This is a genomic window from Agromyces allii (assembly GCF_009749385.1).
Taxonomy (GTDB): Bacteria; Actinomycetota; Actinomycetes; order Actinomycetales; family Microbacteriaceae; genus Agromyces; species Agromyces allii.
The window spans coordinates 56,097-71,054 of record NZ_WBIN01000003.1 but is presented as its reverse complement, the minus strand read 5'-3'; the positions used below and the strand labels follow the sequence as shown (position 1 = coordinate 71,054).

Here is a 14,958-nt window from a genome sequence, read left to right as displayed (position 1 = left end):
ACACAGAAGGAGAGAACCATGAAGCGCATTCCGCACACGGCCCGCCGTGGCGCGGTCGTCGGCCTCGCGATCGCCTCGGTCGCGTTGCTCACGGCCTGCGGCACCTCGAGCGGCTCCGGCGACTCGGGCGGCGACGCCGCGACCGAACTCGGCGAGAACGAGGGCCAGGTCTCGATCCTCGCGTGGCCCGGCTACGTCGAAGACGGCACCAACGACCCCACCGTCGACTGGGTCACCCCGTTCGTCGAGGAGACCGGCTGCGAGGTCACGACCAAGACGTTCGGCACGTCCGACGAGGCGCTGAACCTCATGAAGACGGGCGACTACGACGTGGTCTCCGCCTCGGGCGACGCGACCCTGCGTCTCATCGCGGGCGGCGACGTCGCGCCGGTGAACACCGAGCTCATCCCGAACTACGCCGGCATCTACGACTTCCTCAAGGACCAGCCGTGGAACTCGGTCGACGGCGTCGCCTACGGCGTGCCGCACGGCTACGGCGCCAACCTGCTCATGTACAACACGGAGCAGTTCCCGACCGCGCCCACCTCGTGGGACGTCGTGTTCGACAAGGCCTCCGAGAACGCGGGCAAGGTCACGGCCTACGACTCGCCCATCTACATCGCGGATGCCGCGGTCTACCTGATGGCCCACCAGCCCGACCTCGGCATCGAGAACCCGTACTCGCTGGATGAAGACCAGCTCGCTGCGGCCGTCGACCTGCTGAAGACGCAGCGCGAGAGCGTGGGCGAGTACTGGTCGGACTACCTCAAGGAGATCCAGGCCTTCACGACCGGCGACAGCGTCGTCGGCACGAGCTGGCAGGTCATCCAGAACGTGCTCGCGGGCGAGGGTGCGCCGACCGACGTCGTGCTGCCTGAAGAGGGCGCGACCGGATGGTCCGACACCTGGATGATCGCGTCCGAGGCGAAGAACCCGAACTGCGCGTACGCGTGGCTCGACTACATCGCCAGCCCCGAGGCGAACGCCACCGCGACCGCCTACTTCGGCGAGGCCCCCTCGTCCGACGCGGCGTGCGACTTCCGCGACGACTGCGAGGCCTACCACGCCGGTGACGCCGACTACGCGTCGCAGATCTGGTACTGGACCACGCCCATCGAGAAGTGCCTCGACGGTCGCACGGATGTCACGTGCACCGACTACGCCGCATGGACCGCCGCGTGGCAGGAGATCAAGGGCTGATGACCTCGGCCTCAGTGGAGTCCCGTCCGCATCGCTCTGCGGCGCGGGCGGGCTCCGCCTTCCTCACGACCCACCCGCGCACGCGGTTGGCGCTGCTCCTGGCGGCACCCCTGTTCTGGCTCGTCGTGGTCTACATCGTCGCGCTCGCACTGCTGCTCGTCACGGCCTTCTGGTCGGTCGACAGCTTCACGGGCGAGATCACGACCGAGTTCACGCTCGACAACATCATCACCGTCGTCACCGGCTCGCTCTACCAGACGGTGACCGTGCGCACGGTCGGGGTCGCGCTCGCCGTGACGATCATCGACGTGCTGCTCGCCCTGCCCATCGCCTACTTCATGGCGAAGGTCGCGTCGCCGCGCATGCAGCGCGTGCTCGTGATCCTCGTGCTCACGCCGCTCTGGGCGTCGTACCTCGTGAAGGCCTACGCCTGGCGCTCGGTGCTCTCCCAAGACGGCATCCTCGAGTGGCTGCTCGCGCCGTTCGGCGGGCACACACCCGGCTACGGGCTCCCGGCCACGATCATCACCCTGTCGTACCTGTGGCTGCCCTACGTGATCCTGCCGATCTACGCCGGACTCGAGCGCGTGCCCGACTCGCTGCTCGAAGCCTCGGGAGACCTCGGCGGCAAGTCCTGGTCGACCCTGCGGCTCGTGGTCTTCCCGCTCATCCTGCCGGCGATCATCGCCGGCACGATCTTCAGCTTCTCGCTCTCGCTCGGCGACTACATCACCGTGAACATCGTCGGCGGCGCGAACCAGATGCTCGGCAACCTCGTCTACACGAACGTGGGCGCCGCGAACAACCTCCCGCTGGCGTCCGCGATCGCGCTCATCCCGATCGTGATCATCTTCGGCTACCTGTTCCTCGTGCGCCGCACCGGCGCCCTCGACAACCTCTAAGGCAGACGGATGCGCCTCTCCCGACCCGCTCGCGTCACGCTCGGCGTCATCACCGCGATCATCCTCGTGGTGGTCTACGTGCCGCTGTTCGTCGTGCTCGTGAACTCGTTCTCGACGTCGACCTCGCTCACGTGGCCGCCGCCCGGATTCACGTTCGAGTGGTGGGTGAAGGCCTTCCAGAGCGCCGGCGCGCTCGAGGCGGTGCTGACGAGCGTGCAGGTCGCGATCATCTCGACGATCATCGCGCTCGTGCTCGGCACGCTCATCTCGTTCGCCCTCCAGCGGTTCGCGTTCTTCGGGCGAGAGGCGATCAGCCTGCTCGTGATCCTGCCGATCGCCCTGCCCGGCATCATCACCGGCATCGCGCTGAACAACTTCTTCCGCACGATCATGGGCGTGCCGCTCTCGATCTGGACCGTCGTGATCGCGCACGCCACCTTCTGCATCGTGACGGTCTTCAACAACGTGATCGCGCGCCTGCGCCGGCAGGGCACGAACCTCGAGGAGGCCTCCGCCGACCTCGGCGCGGGCGTCTGGACCACGTTCCGGCTCGTCACGTTCCCGCAGCTGCGGTCGGCGCTGCTCGCCGGCGGCCTGCTCGCGTTCGCGCTCTCGTTCGACGAGATCATCGTGACCACGTTCACCGCGGGCTCCGGGGTCACGACGCTGCCCATCTTCATCCTCAACAACATGTTCCGACCGAATCAGGCGCCCATCGTCTCGGTCATCGCCGTCGTGCTCGTGCTCGTGTCGATCATCCCGATCTACATCGCGCAGAAGCTCTCGGGGCCGGCCGACCAGAAGCGGTAGCGGGCGTTCGGCGCCGCGCCGCGGCATCCGTCGCCCGTGTCGGAGCACACGATCCGCTCAGCGGTTCACCCAGTGCAGGGCGGCGAACTGCCGCCCGAGGGCGCGGGCCCGCTCCGACTCGGGGTAGTCGTCGAGCAGATCGACCGGATCGGGCCGCAGCACGTCGCGCAGTCGCGCGACCACGGCACGCCATGCGCGGCCGATCGACTCGCGGCGGCTTCGGGCCTGGGAACCGGCCTGCTCGAGCGGGAGGCGTGCGATCAGGTCCGCGCAGGCGGGCGCGATGCGGATCGGCTCGGCGGAGGCGAGTTCGCAGGTCATGTCGGTCCTTCCGTAGGGGTGGCGGGTTGCCTGGAATGTCGCTAGCCGGCCGTCGTCGCGGGCGCGGGGGCCTCGACGAGGAGCCCGATGCCGACGCCCGCGAGCAGCGTCGCCGTCGCACGCCGCTGCCAGGTCAGCCATCGCGGCCGTCGGCGCAGGAAGGCGGCGATCGCCCCGGCGGCGACGATGATGAGGCTGTTCACGGCCATGCTGACCGCGATCTGCACGCCGCCGAGGATGAACCCCTGGGCGACGACCTGGCCGTGCGCGGGCACGATGAACTGCGGGATGAGCGCGACGTACATGATCGCGGCCTTGGGGTTCAGCAAATTGGTGGCGAGCCCCATCGAGAAGAGGCGGGCGTTCGTGTCGCGGGCGAGGTCCCGCACCTCGAACAGTCCGATGCCGCCGGGTGAGACGGCCCGGATGGCGAGGTACAGCAGGTACAGGGCACCGGCGACCTTGAGGGCGGTGTAGAGCCACGGCACCACGACGAACACCGCGGCGAGGCCGAGGTTGGCCATCGTGAGGTACACGACGAACCCGACCGCGGTGCCGCCGAGTGACACGAAACCCGCTGAGGTGCCCTGCGAGAGGCTGCGCGAGGCCAGGTAGAGCATGTTCGGCCCCGGGGTGAGCACCATCGCGAGGGCGACGAGCGCGATCCCGAGCACGGCTCCTGATCCGACGGGCACGGCAGCCTCCTTCGTCTGAGGGAATCCGGATGCCGAGGCTCGGCGTCCATTCCCGTGTGCGACGATGGTGAGACACTCGGGCCGATTCCGGCAAAGTGTCACACGACACTTCCGTGCGAAGGGAGCGGGCATGCGCGTCTCATCGGGCTGGTCGCCGCGGCTCGCCGCCGGAACGGCGACGACGTCGGAGCGACTCGTCTCGGCGCTCGCCGAGGACATCCTCGACGGGGTCGTCGCCGAGGGCGAGCGCCTGCCGCCGCACCGTGCGCTCGCCGAACAGCTCGGCGTCGCGCTCGGCACGGTGACGAAGGCCTACGCCGAGCTCGGGCTGCGCGGGCTCGTGCGCGGAACCCACGGACGCGGCACGTTCGTGAGCTACCGGGCCGAGCAGCCGGCTAGCAGCATCGACCTCGCGATGAACATGCCGCCGCGCATGCTCTCCGACGACGTCATCGCCGAGGCGCTCGCCGCGAGCGCGCACCGCGTCGACGCCGAGGTGCTCTCGGCGTGCGGTCCGCCCGGCGGACGCCTCGAGTACCGCAGGTCGGCCGCCGCCTGGATCGCGGCGAGCGGACTCGACCTCGCGCCCGAAGACCTCGTGCTGGCGCACGGCGCCCAACAGGGCATCGCGGCCGTGCTCATGGCACTCAGCAGCGGGGCCCCGGGAGGTCGCCCGGTGCCCGTTTTCACCGAGGAGGTCACGTTCCACGGTGCGCTGAGCTACGCGCGGCTCGCCGGTCACCGGCTGCACGGCGTCCCGGTCGATCGGCAGGGCATGCGGCCCGACCTGCTCGACCGCAGGCTGCACGAGCACGCACGCGCCGGCGGGCCCCGTCCGGTGGTCTACGTCACGCCGACCCTCCAGAACCCGACCGCCGCGACGATGTGCGCCTCGCGTCGGCGCGAGCTCGTGCGCGTCGCGCGCCTGCACGACGTGTTCATCATCGAGGACGACGTCTACGCGCTCTCCGAAGAGCGCAGCGCGCCGGCGCTGGTCTCGCTCGCGCCCGAGCGCACGTTCCACGTGAGCAGCGCGTCGAAGGCCCTCAGCCCCGCGATCCGGGTCGGCATGATCAAGCCGCCGTGCGCATTCCGGCCCCGCATCGCCGAGGCGGTGCGAGCCCTGGGCCTGCCGGTCTCGCCGCTCATCTGCGTGCTGCTCGACGAGCTCGTGAGCGCCGGCATCGCCACCACGGTGCGCGCCTCGATCCGCGACGAGGGAGCCAGGCGCATCGCGCTCGCGCGAGACGTGCTCGGCCCCGCCCTGTTCGTCGCGCCTGCGTCCGGCTACCACGTCTACCTTCCGATGGCGCCGGAGCGCGCCCGCTCGGTCGCACGTTCGGCCGACGCCGCCGGCGTGCTCGTGACCGACCCCGACTCGATGCTGGCCGATCTGCAGCAGCGGGTCGGCGGCGTGCGGCTCAGCCTCGGCGCGCCGACCATGGCCGACCTCGCACGCGGGCTCTCGGCGATGCGCGACGTGCTGGGAACCGCCTCGGCGGGAGCGACGACCGATGACACGGGGAGGCGGCTGTCGCCGACGCCGTGGCCCGGATCGGATCGTCGGCCGGCGCCGGTAGGGTCGGCGGGTGCAGACCTTCTCGGCCGCTGACGGCACCGACCTCGCGTACTCGACCATCGGCGCGGTCGACTCCGACCTCCCGCCCGCGCTCGTCGTGCCGGGCGGGCCGTGCCGTGGCGTCGACTACCTCGAAGACCTCGCGGGCGCGGGCGCCGATCGGTCGCTCGTCGTGCTGCATCCTCGCGGAACACCGACCACGGGCGGGCGTTCCAACGGCTGGTGGGCCGATGCCGACGACCTGGTCGCGCTCGCCGACCACCTCGGGCTCGAGCGGTTCGACGCCGTCGGGCACTCCGCCGGAACGAGGCTCGTGCTCGCGGCATCCGCTCGCTTCCCCGATCGGCTGCAACGTCTCGCACTGGTCACTCCGGCCGCGGCATGGCTCACGGATGCCGCGTGGGACGGCGATGCGATCGGCGGGCGCCGCGGCGATCCAGCGGTGTTCGCGGCGCTCGAGTCGCTCACCGGTGCGCAGCCGGTCGACCAGCGGCAATGGGATGCGGCCCGAGCCGTCGAGGGGCCGGCCGGGTACGCGCACTGGACCGCACGCGAACGCGTGCACAGCACCGTGGGCGATTGGGAGCTCGCCGCCGTCGAGGCGTGGTTCACGGGCGTCCCGGATGACGCGGCCGCCCGGATCCTCGCGGCGCCGCGCGTGCCGACGCTCGTCATCGCCGGCGACGCCGACATCCTCTCGGGGGTAGCGCCGGTCGAGGCGTACGCGGCCGCGCTCGACGCCGACCTGCGCGTGCTCGCCGACTGCGGCCATTACCCGTGGGTCGAGCAGCCCGACGCGTTCCGCGAGGCGCTCGGGGCGTGGCTCGTCGACTGATCAGCCTGCGCGGCTGCCCGACGGCGAGCCTCCGCGCTCCTATCCTGACGGAGTGGACCTGAGTCAGCTCGCCGAGTCGACGATCACCTGGCGACAGGTGCTCTTCGCCGTCATCGCGCTCATCGCCGGTTGGGTCGGCGCGTACTTCGCGGGCAAGGGGATGTCGGCCGTCCTCGGTCGGGTGCCGAACCTTCCCGACGGCGTTCGGACGTTCGTCACCCGGTTCACGCGTTCGTTGCTGATCCTCCTCGGGATCGGCGTCGCGCTCGCGTTCCTCGGTGCCAACGTGCAGCCGCTGATCGCGATCCTGCTGGCCGTCGGCGTCATCGTCGTGCTGGTGCTCCGCGGCGTCGCCGACAACTTCGCCGCGAGCGTGCTCATCCAGACGCGACGGCCCGTCGTCGCGGGCGACGAGATCATGGTCGAGGGCCCCGACGGGGAGCCGATCATCGGCACCGTCGTCGACCTGAATTCGCGGACCGTCATCCTGATCACCGTCGACGGGCGCACGGTCCACGTGCCGAACGCCAAGCTGCTGGCCGACGCGCTGGTCAACCACACCCGCAGCGGCTCGCGTCGCAGCGAGGTGCAGGTGCGCGTCGAGCTCGGCGGCCGCGCCGATGCCGCCGACCACGTGCTCGAGCGCGCGAGGGATGCCGCCGCCTCGGTCGGGGGGATCGATCGCGAGCGTGTGCAGACCGTCGTGCAGTCGATCTCGCCGGGCCGGGTCATCGCCCGCCTCCAGTACTGGCACGATCCGGCGGTCGGGGTGAGGGCGACCTCGGACGTCGTGCTCGCGGTGTCCGCCGCGTTCGTCGCCGAAGGGCTCCCCGCGACGGTCACGAGCACACCGGGCCTGCCGCCCCTGGTGCCGCCCGACGGGTTCTGAGGAACCCGTCGGGCGACGCGCGGACTAATGCGCCTGCGGGGGCAGCACCGCGATGACGGGGTGGTCCTTCGCGATGACGCCGACCTTGGCGGCGCCGCCGGGCGAGCCGAGGTCGTCGAAGAACTCGACGTTGGCCTTGTAGTAGTCGGCCCATTCGTCGGGGAGGTCGTCTTCGTAGTAGATGGCCTCGACGGGGCAGACCGGTTCGCAGGCCCCGCAGTCGACGCATTCGTCGGGGTGGATGTAGAGCGAACGCTCACCCTCGTAGATGCAGTCGACCGGGCACTCGTCGATGCAGGCGCGATCCTTGACGTCGACGCACGGCAGCGCGATGACGTAGGTCACGAGACGACCAGGGCCCCGTCGCGGGAGATGCCGACCTGCTCGTCGCGGGCGACGACCTTGACGCGTTCGCGCACGACGTCGCCGTAGTGCTCGGGCGCCTCGAACGCCTCGCCGAGCGCGCGTTCGTGGGCGTCGAGCGCGAGCCAGCCGTTCCAGGTCGTGTAGGCGACGTCGCGCGAGTCGAGCAGCGCGAAGATCTCTTCGCCGTCGGCCGCGTCGACGAGGGCCGCCGGGAGCGAGCCCGCCGCGGCATCCGCCACCAGGTTCGTGATGGTCTCGAGCGCGTCGCCCTTCGTGTGGCCGATGAGGCCGACGGGGCCGCGCTTGATCCAGCCGGTCGCGTATACGCCGGGCAGGTGCGCGCCCGACGCGTCGACCACGCGGCCGCCCTCGTTGGGGATCACGGCCTTGCGCTCGTCGAACGGCACGCCGTCGACGGGCGAGCTCGCGTAGCCGACGGCGCGGTAGATCGCCTGCACGGGGATGTCGGTGAACTCGCCGGTGCCCTCGACCGAGCCGTCGCCGACGGGGCGGGTGAGCTCGAAGCGCACGGCCTCGACGGCGTCGGTGCCGAGCACCTCGACGGGGGCGTGCAGGAAGTGCAGGTGCAGGCGACGCGAGGCGGTGTACTCGTGGTCGGCGGGCTTGCGCCATCCGTTGAGCGTGCGGGTCATGACCTTGACCTGGTTGTTCGAGGCGAACAGCTGCTCGGCGTGCGGGTCGTTCGCGGCGCGCTCGAAGTCGGCGTCGTAGACGATGACGTCGACGTCGGGCACCTCGCCGAGCTCGCGCAGCTCGATGGGCGTGAACTTCACGTGGCCGGGGCCGCGGCGGCCGAAGACGTGCACGTCGGTGACGGGCGAGGCCTCGAGGCCCTCGACGACGTTCGCCGGGACATCCGTCGACAGCAGGTCCTTCGGGTGCTTCGCGAGCACTCGGGCGACGTCGAGCGCGACGTTGCCGTTGCCGATGACGGCGATCGACTGGGCCTCGAGCGGCCAGGTGCGGGGCACGTCGGGGTGGCCGTCGTACCAGGCCACGAAGTCGGCGGCGCCGTACGAGCCGGGCAGGTCGATGCCGGGGATGTTCAGGGGGGCGTCGCGCAGGGCGCCCGTGGCGAAGATGACGGCGTCGTAGCGCTCCTGCAGTTCGGCGACCGTGACGTCGCGGCCGACCTCGACGTTGCCGATGAGGCGGATCGTGCCCGCGTCGAGCATCTCGTGCAGCGAGTTGACGATGCCCTTGATGCGGGGGTGGTCGGGCGCCACGCCGTACCGGATCAGGCCGTAGGGCGCGGGCAGTGACTCGTACAGGTCGATCGCGACCTCGCCGCCGGCCTCGGTGACCTGGCGGTTCAGGATGTTGCCGGCGTAGATGCCGGCTGGGCCGGCGCCGATGATCGCGACGCGGAGGGAGAGAGTCATGGCTGCGTGGTCTTTCGGTCTGCGGAGGCGGGGGCCTCGGGGGAGGTGATCGCGGCAGGCGCGCCGGCCGCGGACGTGATGGCTTCTGGTGCGTAGGGGCTCAGGGTCACCACGTCGCCGACGACGACGACTGCGGGCGAGCGGATGCCGCGGCGGGCCGCCTGCAGTGCGATCGTGTCGAGCGTACCCACTGTGACACGCTGACCTGAGCCGTAGCCGTCTTCGATGACGGCCACAGGGCATTCACGGCCGCGCTCGCCCCGGGAGAGCGTGATGGCCGAGTTCGCGAGCGTGCCGACGCCCATGAGCAGCACGACCGTGTGGTCGCGGCCGCCGCCGAGGGACTGGATCTGGTCGTGCCCGGTGACGACGGTGAAGGTCGTCGCGAGCCCGCGGTGCGTGAGCGGGATGCCCGCGATCGCCGGAACCGAGATCGCGCTCGTGATGCCGGGTACGACCTCGACGGCGATGCCGGCCTCCTGGCAGAAGGCGACCTCCTCGCCGCCGCGGCCGAAGACGAACGGGTCGCCGCCCTTGAGGCGCACGACCTGCTTGCCGTCGCGTGCAAGCGCGACGAGGAGCGCGTTGATCGCGTCCTGGGGCACGGCGTGGTGGCCGGGCAGCTTGCCGACGTCGACGACCTCGGCCGTGAGCTCGACACCCTCATCGGCGAGCCCGTCGAGCACCGAGCGGGCGCCGAGGCGGTCGGCGACGATGACGTCGGCGGCCTCGAGGGCGCGCAGGCCGCGGATCGTCAGCAGTCCGGCGTCGCCCGGGCCGGCGCCGACGAGCGTGACGCGCCCGACGGCGGGGCGCGGCCGGGCGGCGGCGACGTGCGCCGTCAGGGTTCCATCGGTGTTCGAGGCTGCGCTCATGCGAGGCCCCCGGCGATCACGGCGGTGGCGACGATCGCGGCTGCGAGCAGGAGCCCGCCGACGAGGCCAGCGATCGTGCGGGTGCGGGCCCGGCTGCCGCTCGTGCCGCTCATACGGCGACCCACGCGGCGGCTGCTTCGGCTTCGGCCACGGCCTCGGGGGAGGCGGGCGGAGCTTCGGTCACGATGCCGGCCGCGAGCGTGTAGCCCGACTGCGGGTCGATCACGAGGAACGCGCCCGCTCGGCGGTGCGTCGAGTACTCCTCGACGGGGAGTTCGGCGGCGAGGCGCACGCGCACCTGGCCGATGTCGTTGATCTCGAGGGCGCCGGCCGGTTCGAGGGCGAGCGTGTCGAGGTCGCGGCGTCCGACGATGTCGGTGACGAGCGCCTGCACCGTGCTGGTGCCCGACTTCACGAGCACGCGGGCGCCGGGCCGCAGCGGCGTCGCGCCGAGCCAGAACACCGAGGCGTCGAGCTCGCGGCGCGGGGTGGGCAGCGCGCCCTCGGCGACGATGACGGCACCGCGTGCGGCGTCGAGCTGGTCGGCCAGTCGCAGCGAGACCGAGCGGGGGGCGGATGCCGCCTCGACCGTCGTCGACCCGGCGTCGATGCCCGTGACGGTCGTCGTCGCGCCGCCCGGGAACACCTGCACCCGGTCTCCGACGCGCACGGTCCCGGAGGCGATGCGCCCGGCGAACGCCCGGTAGTCGCGGAACGCCTCGGCGTCGGCGACGTCGTGCGCGAGCGACCCCTGCGGCCGGATCACGAGCTGCACGGGCATGCGCAGCGCCTCGAACTCGGTCTCGAGCTCGTCGAGCGACGGGAGCGTCTCGAGGAGCTCGAGCAGGCTCGGGCCGTCGAACCAGGGCGTGTTCGCCGACCGGTCGACGATGTTGTCGCCCGCGAGGGCCGAGACCGGGATCACGTGCGTGTCGGCGAGGCCGAGCTCGCGCGCGAGCGCGGCGACATCCGAGGCCACCGTGTCGTAGGCGGACTGCGAGTAGTCGAGCAGGTCGATCTTGTTGACCGCGATGATCACGTGCGGCACGCGCAGCAGCGCGACGACGGCGAGGTGGCGGCGGGTCTGCTCGAGCACGCCGTTGCGCGCGTCGACGAGCACGACGACCGCGTCGGCCGTGGTCGCGCCCGTGACCATGTTGCGCGTGTACTGCACGTGCCCCGGGCAGTCGGCGAGGATGAACGACCGGCGGCCCGTCGAGAAGTATCGGTAGGCGACGTCGATCGTGATGCCCTGCTCGCGCTCGGCGCGCAGGCCGTCGGTGAGCAGTGCGAAGTCGATCGCACCGGGCTCGCCGCCGAAGCCGCGCTCGGCGCTCGTGCGCGTGACCGACTCGAGCTGGTCGGCGAGGATCGCCTTGGAGTCGTGCAGCAGGCGGCCCACGAGGGTGGACTTGCCGTCGTCGACGGACCCGGCGGTGGCGAAGCGGAGCAGTGCGCCCATCAGAAGTACCCGTCCTTCTTGCGGTCCTCCATGGCGGCCTCCGAGATGCGGTCGTCGGCACGCGTGGCTCCGCGTTCGGTCAGCGTCGAGAGGGCGATCTCGCGCACGACGTCGCCGACGGATGCCGCGTCGGACTCCACCGCACCCGTGCAGCTCATGTCGCCCACCGTGCGGTAGCGCACGATGCGGCGCTCGACCGTCTCGTCGGCCCGCGCGGGGGAGACGTCGGAGATCGCGCGCCACATGCCGTCGCGGAGGTACACCTCGCGCTCGTGCGCGTAGTAGAGCGGCGGCAGCTCGATGCCCTCGCGCTCGATGTAGCGCCACACGTCGAGCTCGGTCCAGTTCGAGATGGGGAACGCGCGCACGTGCTGGCCGACCGTGTGGCGGCCGTTGTAGAGGTCCCAGAGCTCGGGGCGCTGGTTGCGGGGGTCCCACTGGCCGAACTCGTCGCGGAGGCTCAGGATGCGCTCCTTGGCGCGCGCCTTGTCTTCATCACGACGGGCGCCGCCGAAGACCGCGTCGTGCCGGCCCGCGGCGATGCCGTCGAGCAGCGGCTGCGTCTGCAGCGGGTTGCGGGTGCCGTCGGCGCGCTCGGACAGGCGACCGTCGTCGAGGTAGTCCTGCACGGAGGCGACCTCGAGCCGCAGCCCGAGCCGTTCGACCGTGCGGTCGCGGAACTCGATGACCTCGGGGAAGTTGTGGCCCGTGTCGACGTGCAGCACCGGGAACGGCACCTTGGCCGGCCAGAACGCCTTCGCGGCCAGGTGCAGCACGAGCACGGAGTCCTTGCCGCCCGAGAACAGCAGCACGGGGCGCTCGAACTCGGCGACGACCTCGCGGATGATGTGGATCGCCTCGGCCTCGAGGGCGTCGAGCGTGTCGATGCCCTCGGCGACGGGCACGGTCTCGGTGGCGCTCATACGTGCAACCCGCATTCCGTCTTGTCGAGGCCGGCCCATCGGCCGGATCTCGGGTCTTCGCCGGGGGCGACCTTCTTCGTGCACGGCTCGCAGCCGATCGACGGGTACCCCTGCGTCAACAGGTCGTTCACGGGCACGCCGAACGCGTTGGAGTAGTCGATCAGCTCGTCGAAGCTCCAGGCCGCGAGCGGGTTGACCTTGACCAGTCCGTTGCGCTCGTCCCAGGTGACGAGGGGCGTGTTCGTGCGCGTGGGGGCCTCGTCGCGCCGCACGCCCGTGAACCACAGCTCGTAGCCGCCGAGCGCGTCGTGCAGCGGGGCGACCTTGCGCATCGCGCAGCACTCGGCCGCGTCGCGCGCGAACAGGTCGGTTCCGAACTGCGCGTTCTGCTCGGCGACGGTGAGCTCGGGCAGCACGTCGACCACGCGCACGTCGAGCGCGTCGGCCACGAGGTCGCGCGTCTCGTACGTCTTCGCGAAGTGGTAGCCCGTGTCGAGGAAGAGCACGTCGACGCCCGGCAGCGACTGCGCGACGACGTGCGGCAGCACCGCGTCGGCCATCGAGCAGGCGACCGCCGCGGCATCCGCATCGAAGTTGCGTGCGACCCAGGCGATGACCTCGTAGGCGGATGCCTCGTCGTCGGCCAGGCTGCGGAGTTCGGCGTCGCCCGCCTCGGCGAGGGCCCGCAGCTCGTCGTGGCTGCGCAGCGTCGCGGTGCGGGGGGCGAGCGACACGCTCATCGCAGCACCTCCTCGTCGGCCCGGTGCGCCCACTCGGCGAACGTCTCGTCGCCCACGGCGTCGCGGTCGTCGAGGAAGCGCTTCACGACCCGCTCGACGTACTCGGCGATGCCGTCGGCCTCGACCTTGAGGCCGCGGACGGTGCGACCGAGGCCGGCCTCTTCGCGGTCGGCCGTGGCGAGCCCGCCGCCGAGGTGCACCTGGTAGCCGGGAACCTGCTCGCCGGCGTCGTTCATGACGAGCTGGCCCTTGAGGCCGATGTCGGCCGTCTGGATGCGGGCGCACGAGTTCGGGCAGCCGTTGACGTGCAGGCTGATCGGGTGCGGCAGGTCGAAGCCGTCGAGCGTGCGCTCGAGGTCGAGCACGGCCGCGGTCGCGAAGGCCTTCGTCTCGACGATCGCGAGCTTGCAGAACTCGATGCCCGTGCACGCGATGGTGCCGCGGCGGATGAGGCTCGGCCGCGCCGAGAGGCCGAGCTCGTCGAGCCCGGTGATGAGCGACTCGACTTGGGTCTCGGGGATGTCGAGGATGACGAGCTTCTGGTGCGGCGTGGTGCGCAGCCGCGACGAGCCGTGAGCCTCGACGAGCTCGGCGAGCTTCACGAGCGTCGGGCCCGAGACGCGGCCGACGATCGGCGTGGCGCCCACGTAGAAGCGGCCGTCCTTCTGGCGGTGCACGCCGACGTGGTCGCCGTGCGCGAGCGGCTTGGGTGCCGCGGGGCCGTCGGGCAGCGGGGAGTCGAGGTACTCGGTCTCGAGCACCTGGCGGAACTTCTCGGTGCCCCAGTCGGCGAGCAGGAACTTCAGGCGCGCCTTGTTGCGCAGGCGCCGGTAGCCGTAGTCGCGGAAGATCTGCGCGACGCCGTGCCAGGCCTCGGCCACGCGGTCGGGCGAGACCCAGACGCCGAGGCGCTCGGCGAGCCGAGGGGCGGTCGAGAGTCCGCCGCCGACCCAGAGGTCGTAGCCGACGCCGAGCTCGGGGTGTTCGACCGCGACGAACGCGACGTCGTTGATCTCGTGCACGACGTCTTGGCTGGGGTGGCCCGTGACCGCGGACTTGAACTTGCGCGGCAGGTTGGCGAGCGTCTCGTCGCCGATGAAGCGGCTCGTGATGGCGTCGATCTGCGGGGTCGGGTCGATGAGCTCGTCGGCCGCGATGCCCGCGACGGGCGAGCCGAGCACGACGCGCGGCACGTCGCCGCACGCCTCGGTCGTGCCGAGCCCGACGGCCTCGAGGCGGCGCCAGATCTCGGGCACGTCCTCGACGCGGATCCAGTGCAGCTGCACGTTCTGGCGGTCGGTGAGGTCGGCGGTGTCGCGGCCGAAGTCGACCGAGATCTGCCCGATGACACGCAGCTGCTCGGTGGTCAGCTGGCCTCCGTCGATGCGGACGCGCAGCATAAAGTACTCGTCTTCGAGCTCGTGCGGTTCGAGGGTCGCGGTGCGCCCGCCGTCGATGCCCGGCTTGCGCTGCGTGTAGAGGCCCCAGACCCGGAACCGGCCGTGCAGGTCGGTCGGGTCGATCGACGCGAAGCCGCCCTTGGAGTAGATCTCCTCGATGCGACCGCGGACGGCGAGGCCGTTGTCGACCTGCTTCCACTCCTCGTTGCCGTTGAGCGGGGCCGTGCCGTCGACCTTCCACTGGCCGTTCGGACGATTGGCGCCGGGGCGCGCGGGGCGCTCGGCACGGGCAGGGCGCTCGGCGCGCTCGGGGCGTTCCGGGCGAGCGGGGGCCGCGGCGGTCTCGGTCGCAGCCGCGTCGAGCGCACTCGCGTCGGTCGCGACATCCGTTGGCGGGGTCGTCACAGGCTGCTCCTTCCGTCGGCGGCGCACGGTGCGCTCAGGCCTTCCGCTCGAAGCTAGGCGAGGCCGCCGGATGCCGTCAGGCGATGGCGTCACGTCCGGTCACGTCGTGACGTATTGCGTCACAGTGGGCGGGAACCCTTGCGCTCGCGGACT

15 protein-coding genes are annotated in these 14,958 nt (G+C 71.4%); 6 read left to right on the top strand and 9 right to left on the bottom strand.

Features of this window, described 5'->3' with window-relative positions; all coding sequences use genetic code 11:
• Window positions 1-18 precede the first annotated feature (18 nt).
• Genes GQR16_RS05015 through GQR16_RS05005 form a run of 3 tightly spaced genes read left to right on the top strand, consistent with a single transcriptional unit; the run spans window position 19 to window position 2,912 of the window.
• Entirely contained in the window at window positions 19-1,200 is a 1,182-nt protein-coding gene (locus GQR16_RS05015) for an ABC transporter substrate-binding protein (protein WP_157414064.1), read from the top strand.
• Window positions 1,200-2,102 (top strand): ABC transporter permease, encoded by a 903-nt coding sequence (locus GQR16_RS05010; RefSeq protein ID WP_157414063.1) that lies wholly within the window; start codon window positions 1,200-1,202, stop codon window positions 2,100-2,102. The genes GQR16_RS05015 and GQR16_RS05010 overlap by 1 nt, the downstream gene beginning before the upstream one ends.
• A 9-nt stretch (window positions 2,103-2,111) precedes the next feature.
• Window positions 2,112-2,912 carry an ABC transporter permease gene (locus GQR16_RS05005; protein ID WP_157414062.1) on the top strand — a complete coding sequence of 267 codons (801 nt, stop codon included), beginning with the start codon at window positions 2,112-2,114 and terminating at the stop codon, window positions 2,910-2,912.
• A 57-nt stretch (window positions 2,913-2,969) separates the two neighbouring features.
• On the opposite strand, the gene GQR16_RS05000 is transcribed toward GQR16_RS05005, so the two are convergent.
• Entirely contained in the window at window positions 2,970-3,233 is a 264-nt protein-coding gene (locus GQR16_RS05000) for a hypothetical protein (protein ID WP_157414061.1), read from the bottom strand.
• A 41-nt stretch (window positions 3,234-3,274) separates the two neighbouring features.
• On the bottom strand, window positions 3,275-3,928 hold the full coding sequence (locus tag GQR16_RS04995; RefSeq protein WP_246200531.1) for a LysE family translocator: 654 nt from the start codon (window positions 3,926-3,928) through the stop codon (window positions 3,275-3,277).
• A gap of 130 nt (window positions 3,929-4,058) precedes the next feature.
• Here GQR16_RS04995 and GQR16_RS04990 point away from each other — a divergent pair, with 130 nt between their 5' ends.
• Genes GQR16_RS04990 through GQR16_RS04980 form a run of 3 tightly spaced genes read left to right on the top strand, consistent with a single transcriptional unit; the run spans window position 4,059 to window position 7,231 of the window.
• Window positions 4,059-5,540, top strand: coding sequence for an aminotransferase-like domain-containing protein (locus GQR16_RS04990; RefSeq protein WP_170298417.1), 1,482 nt, complete (start codon window positions 4,059-4,061; stop codon window positions 5,538-5,540).
• Window positions 5,518-6,342, top strand: a complete 825-nt coding sequence (locus tag GQR16_RS04985; RefSeq protein ID WP_157414059.1) for an alpha/beta fold hydrolase — start codon at window positions 5,518-5,520, stop codon at window positions 6,340-6,342. The genes GQR16_RS04990 and GQR16_RS04985 overlap by 23 nt, the downstream gene beginning before the upstream one ends.
• A 52-nt stretch (window positions 6,343-6,394) precedes the next feature.
• Window positions 6,395-7,231, top strand: coding sequence for a mechanosensitive ion channel family protein (locus GQR16_RS04980; RefSeq protein WP_157414058.1), 837 nt, complete (start codon window positions 6,395-6,397; stop codon window positions 7,229-7,231).
• A 24-nt stretch (window positions 7,232-7,255) separates the two neighbouring features.
• Here GQR16_RS04980 and fdxA read toward each other — a convergent pair whose 3' ends face one another.
• The 7 genes from fdxA to GQR16_RS04945 form a co-directional block, all read right to left on the bottom strand.
• Window positions 7,256-7,576: a ferredoxin gene (gene fdxA / locus GQR16_RS04975; protein WP_116081304.1), complete on the bottom strand. Its 321-nt coding sequence runs from the start codon at window positions 7,574-7,576 to the stop codon at window positions 7,256-7,258.
• Window positions 7,573-9,000 (bottom strand): FAD-dependent oxidoreductase, encoded by a 1,428-nt coding sequence (locus tag GQR16_RS04970; RefSeq protein ID WP_157414057.1) that lies wholly within the window; start codon window positions 8,998-9,000, stop codon window positions 7,573-7,575. The genes fdxA and GQR16_RS04970 overlap by 4 nt, the downstream gene beginning before the upstream one ends.
• Window positions 8,997-9,875, bottom strand: a complete 879-nt coding sequence (cobA, locus tag GQR16_RS04965; protein ID WP_157414056.1) for a uroporphyrinogen-III C-methyltransferase — start codon at window positions 9,873-9,875, stop codon at window positions 8,997-8,999. The genes GQR16_RS04970 and cobA overlap by 4 nt, the downstream gene beginning before the upstream one ends.
• Window positions 9,876-9,984: 109 nt before the next feature.
• Window positions 9,985-11,337 (bottom strand): sulfate adenylyltransferase subunit 1, encoded by a 1,353-nt coding sequence (locus tag GQR16_RS04960; protein ID WP_157414055.1) that lies wholly within the window; start codon window positions 11,335-11,337, stop codon window positions 9,985-9,987.
• Window positions 11,337-12,260, bottom strand: coding sequence for a sulfate adenylyltransferase subunit CysD (cysD, locus tag GQR16_RS04955; RefSeq protein ID WP_246200530.1), 924 nt, complete (start codon window positions 12,258-12,260; stop codon window positions 11,337-11,339). Before cysD ends, GQR16_RS04960 begins: the two co-directional genes overlap by 1 nt.
• A complete protein-coding gene (locus tag GQR16_RS04950; protein ID WP_157414053.1) occupies window positions 12,257-13,000 on the bottom strand; it encodes a phosphoadenylyl-sulfate reductase in 744 nt (247 codons plus the stop codon). The genes cysD and GQR16_RS04950 overlap by 4 nt, the downstream gene beginning before the upstream one ends.
• Window positions 12,997-14,805 carry a nitrite/sulfite reductase gene (locus GQR16_RS04945; protein WP_157414052.1) on the bottom strand — a complete coding sequence of 603 codons (1,809 nt, stop codon included), beginning with the start codon at window positions 14,803-14,805 and terminating at the stop codon, window positions 12,997-12,999. Before GQR16_RS04945 ends, GQR16_RS04950 begins: the two co-directional genes overlap by 4 nt.
• Window positions 14,806-14,958: the final 153 nt, after the last annotated feature.

What these genes read in the sequence shown, in the direction of transcription:
- GQR16_RS05015 (WP_157414064.1), top strand. Translation starts at nt 19, where the DNA reads ATGAAGCGCATTCCGCACACGGCCCGCCGTGGCGCGGTCGTCGGCCTC.
- GQR16_RS05010 (WP_157414063.1), top strand. Translation starts at nt 1,200, where the DNA reads ATGACCTCGGCCTCAGTGGAGTCCCGTCCGCATCGCTCTGCGGCGCGG.
- GQR16_RS05005 (WP_157414062.1), top strand. Translation starts at nt 2,112, where the DNA reads ATGCGCCTCTCCCGACCCGCTCGCGTCACGCTCGGCGTCATCACCGCG.
- GQR16_RS05000 (WP_157414061.1), bottom strand. Translation starts at nt 3,233, where the DNA reads ATGACCTGCGAACTCGCCTCCGCCGAGCCGATCCGCATCGCGCCCGCC.
- GQR16_RS04990 (WP_170298417.1), top strand. Translation starts at nt 4,059, where the DNA reads ATGCGCGTCTCATCGGGCTGGTCGCCGCGGCTCGCCGCCGGAACGGCG.
- GQR16_RS04970 (WP_157414057.1), bottom strand. Translation starts at nt 9,000, where the DNA reads ATGACTCTCTCCCTCCGCGTCGCGATCATCGGCGCCGGCCCAGCCGGC.
- cobA (WP_157414056.1), bottom strand. Translation starts at nt 9,875, where the DNA reads ATGAGCGCAGCCTCGAACACCGATGGAACCCTGACGGCGCACGTCGCC.
- GQR16_RS04960 (WP_157414055.1), bottom strand. Translation starts at nt 11,337, where the DNA reads ATGGGCGCACTGCTCCGCTTCGCCACCGCCGGGTCCGTCGACGACGGC.
- cysD (WP_246200530.1), bottom strand. Translation starts at nt 12,260, where the DNA reads ATGAGCGCCACCGAGACCGTGCCCGTCGCCGAGGGCATCGACACGCTC.
- GQR16_RS04950 (WP_157414053.1), bottom strand. Translation starts at nt 13,000, where the DNA reads ATGAGCGTGTCGCTCGCCCCCCGCACCGCGACGCTGCGCAGCCACGAC.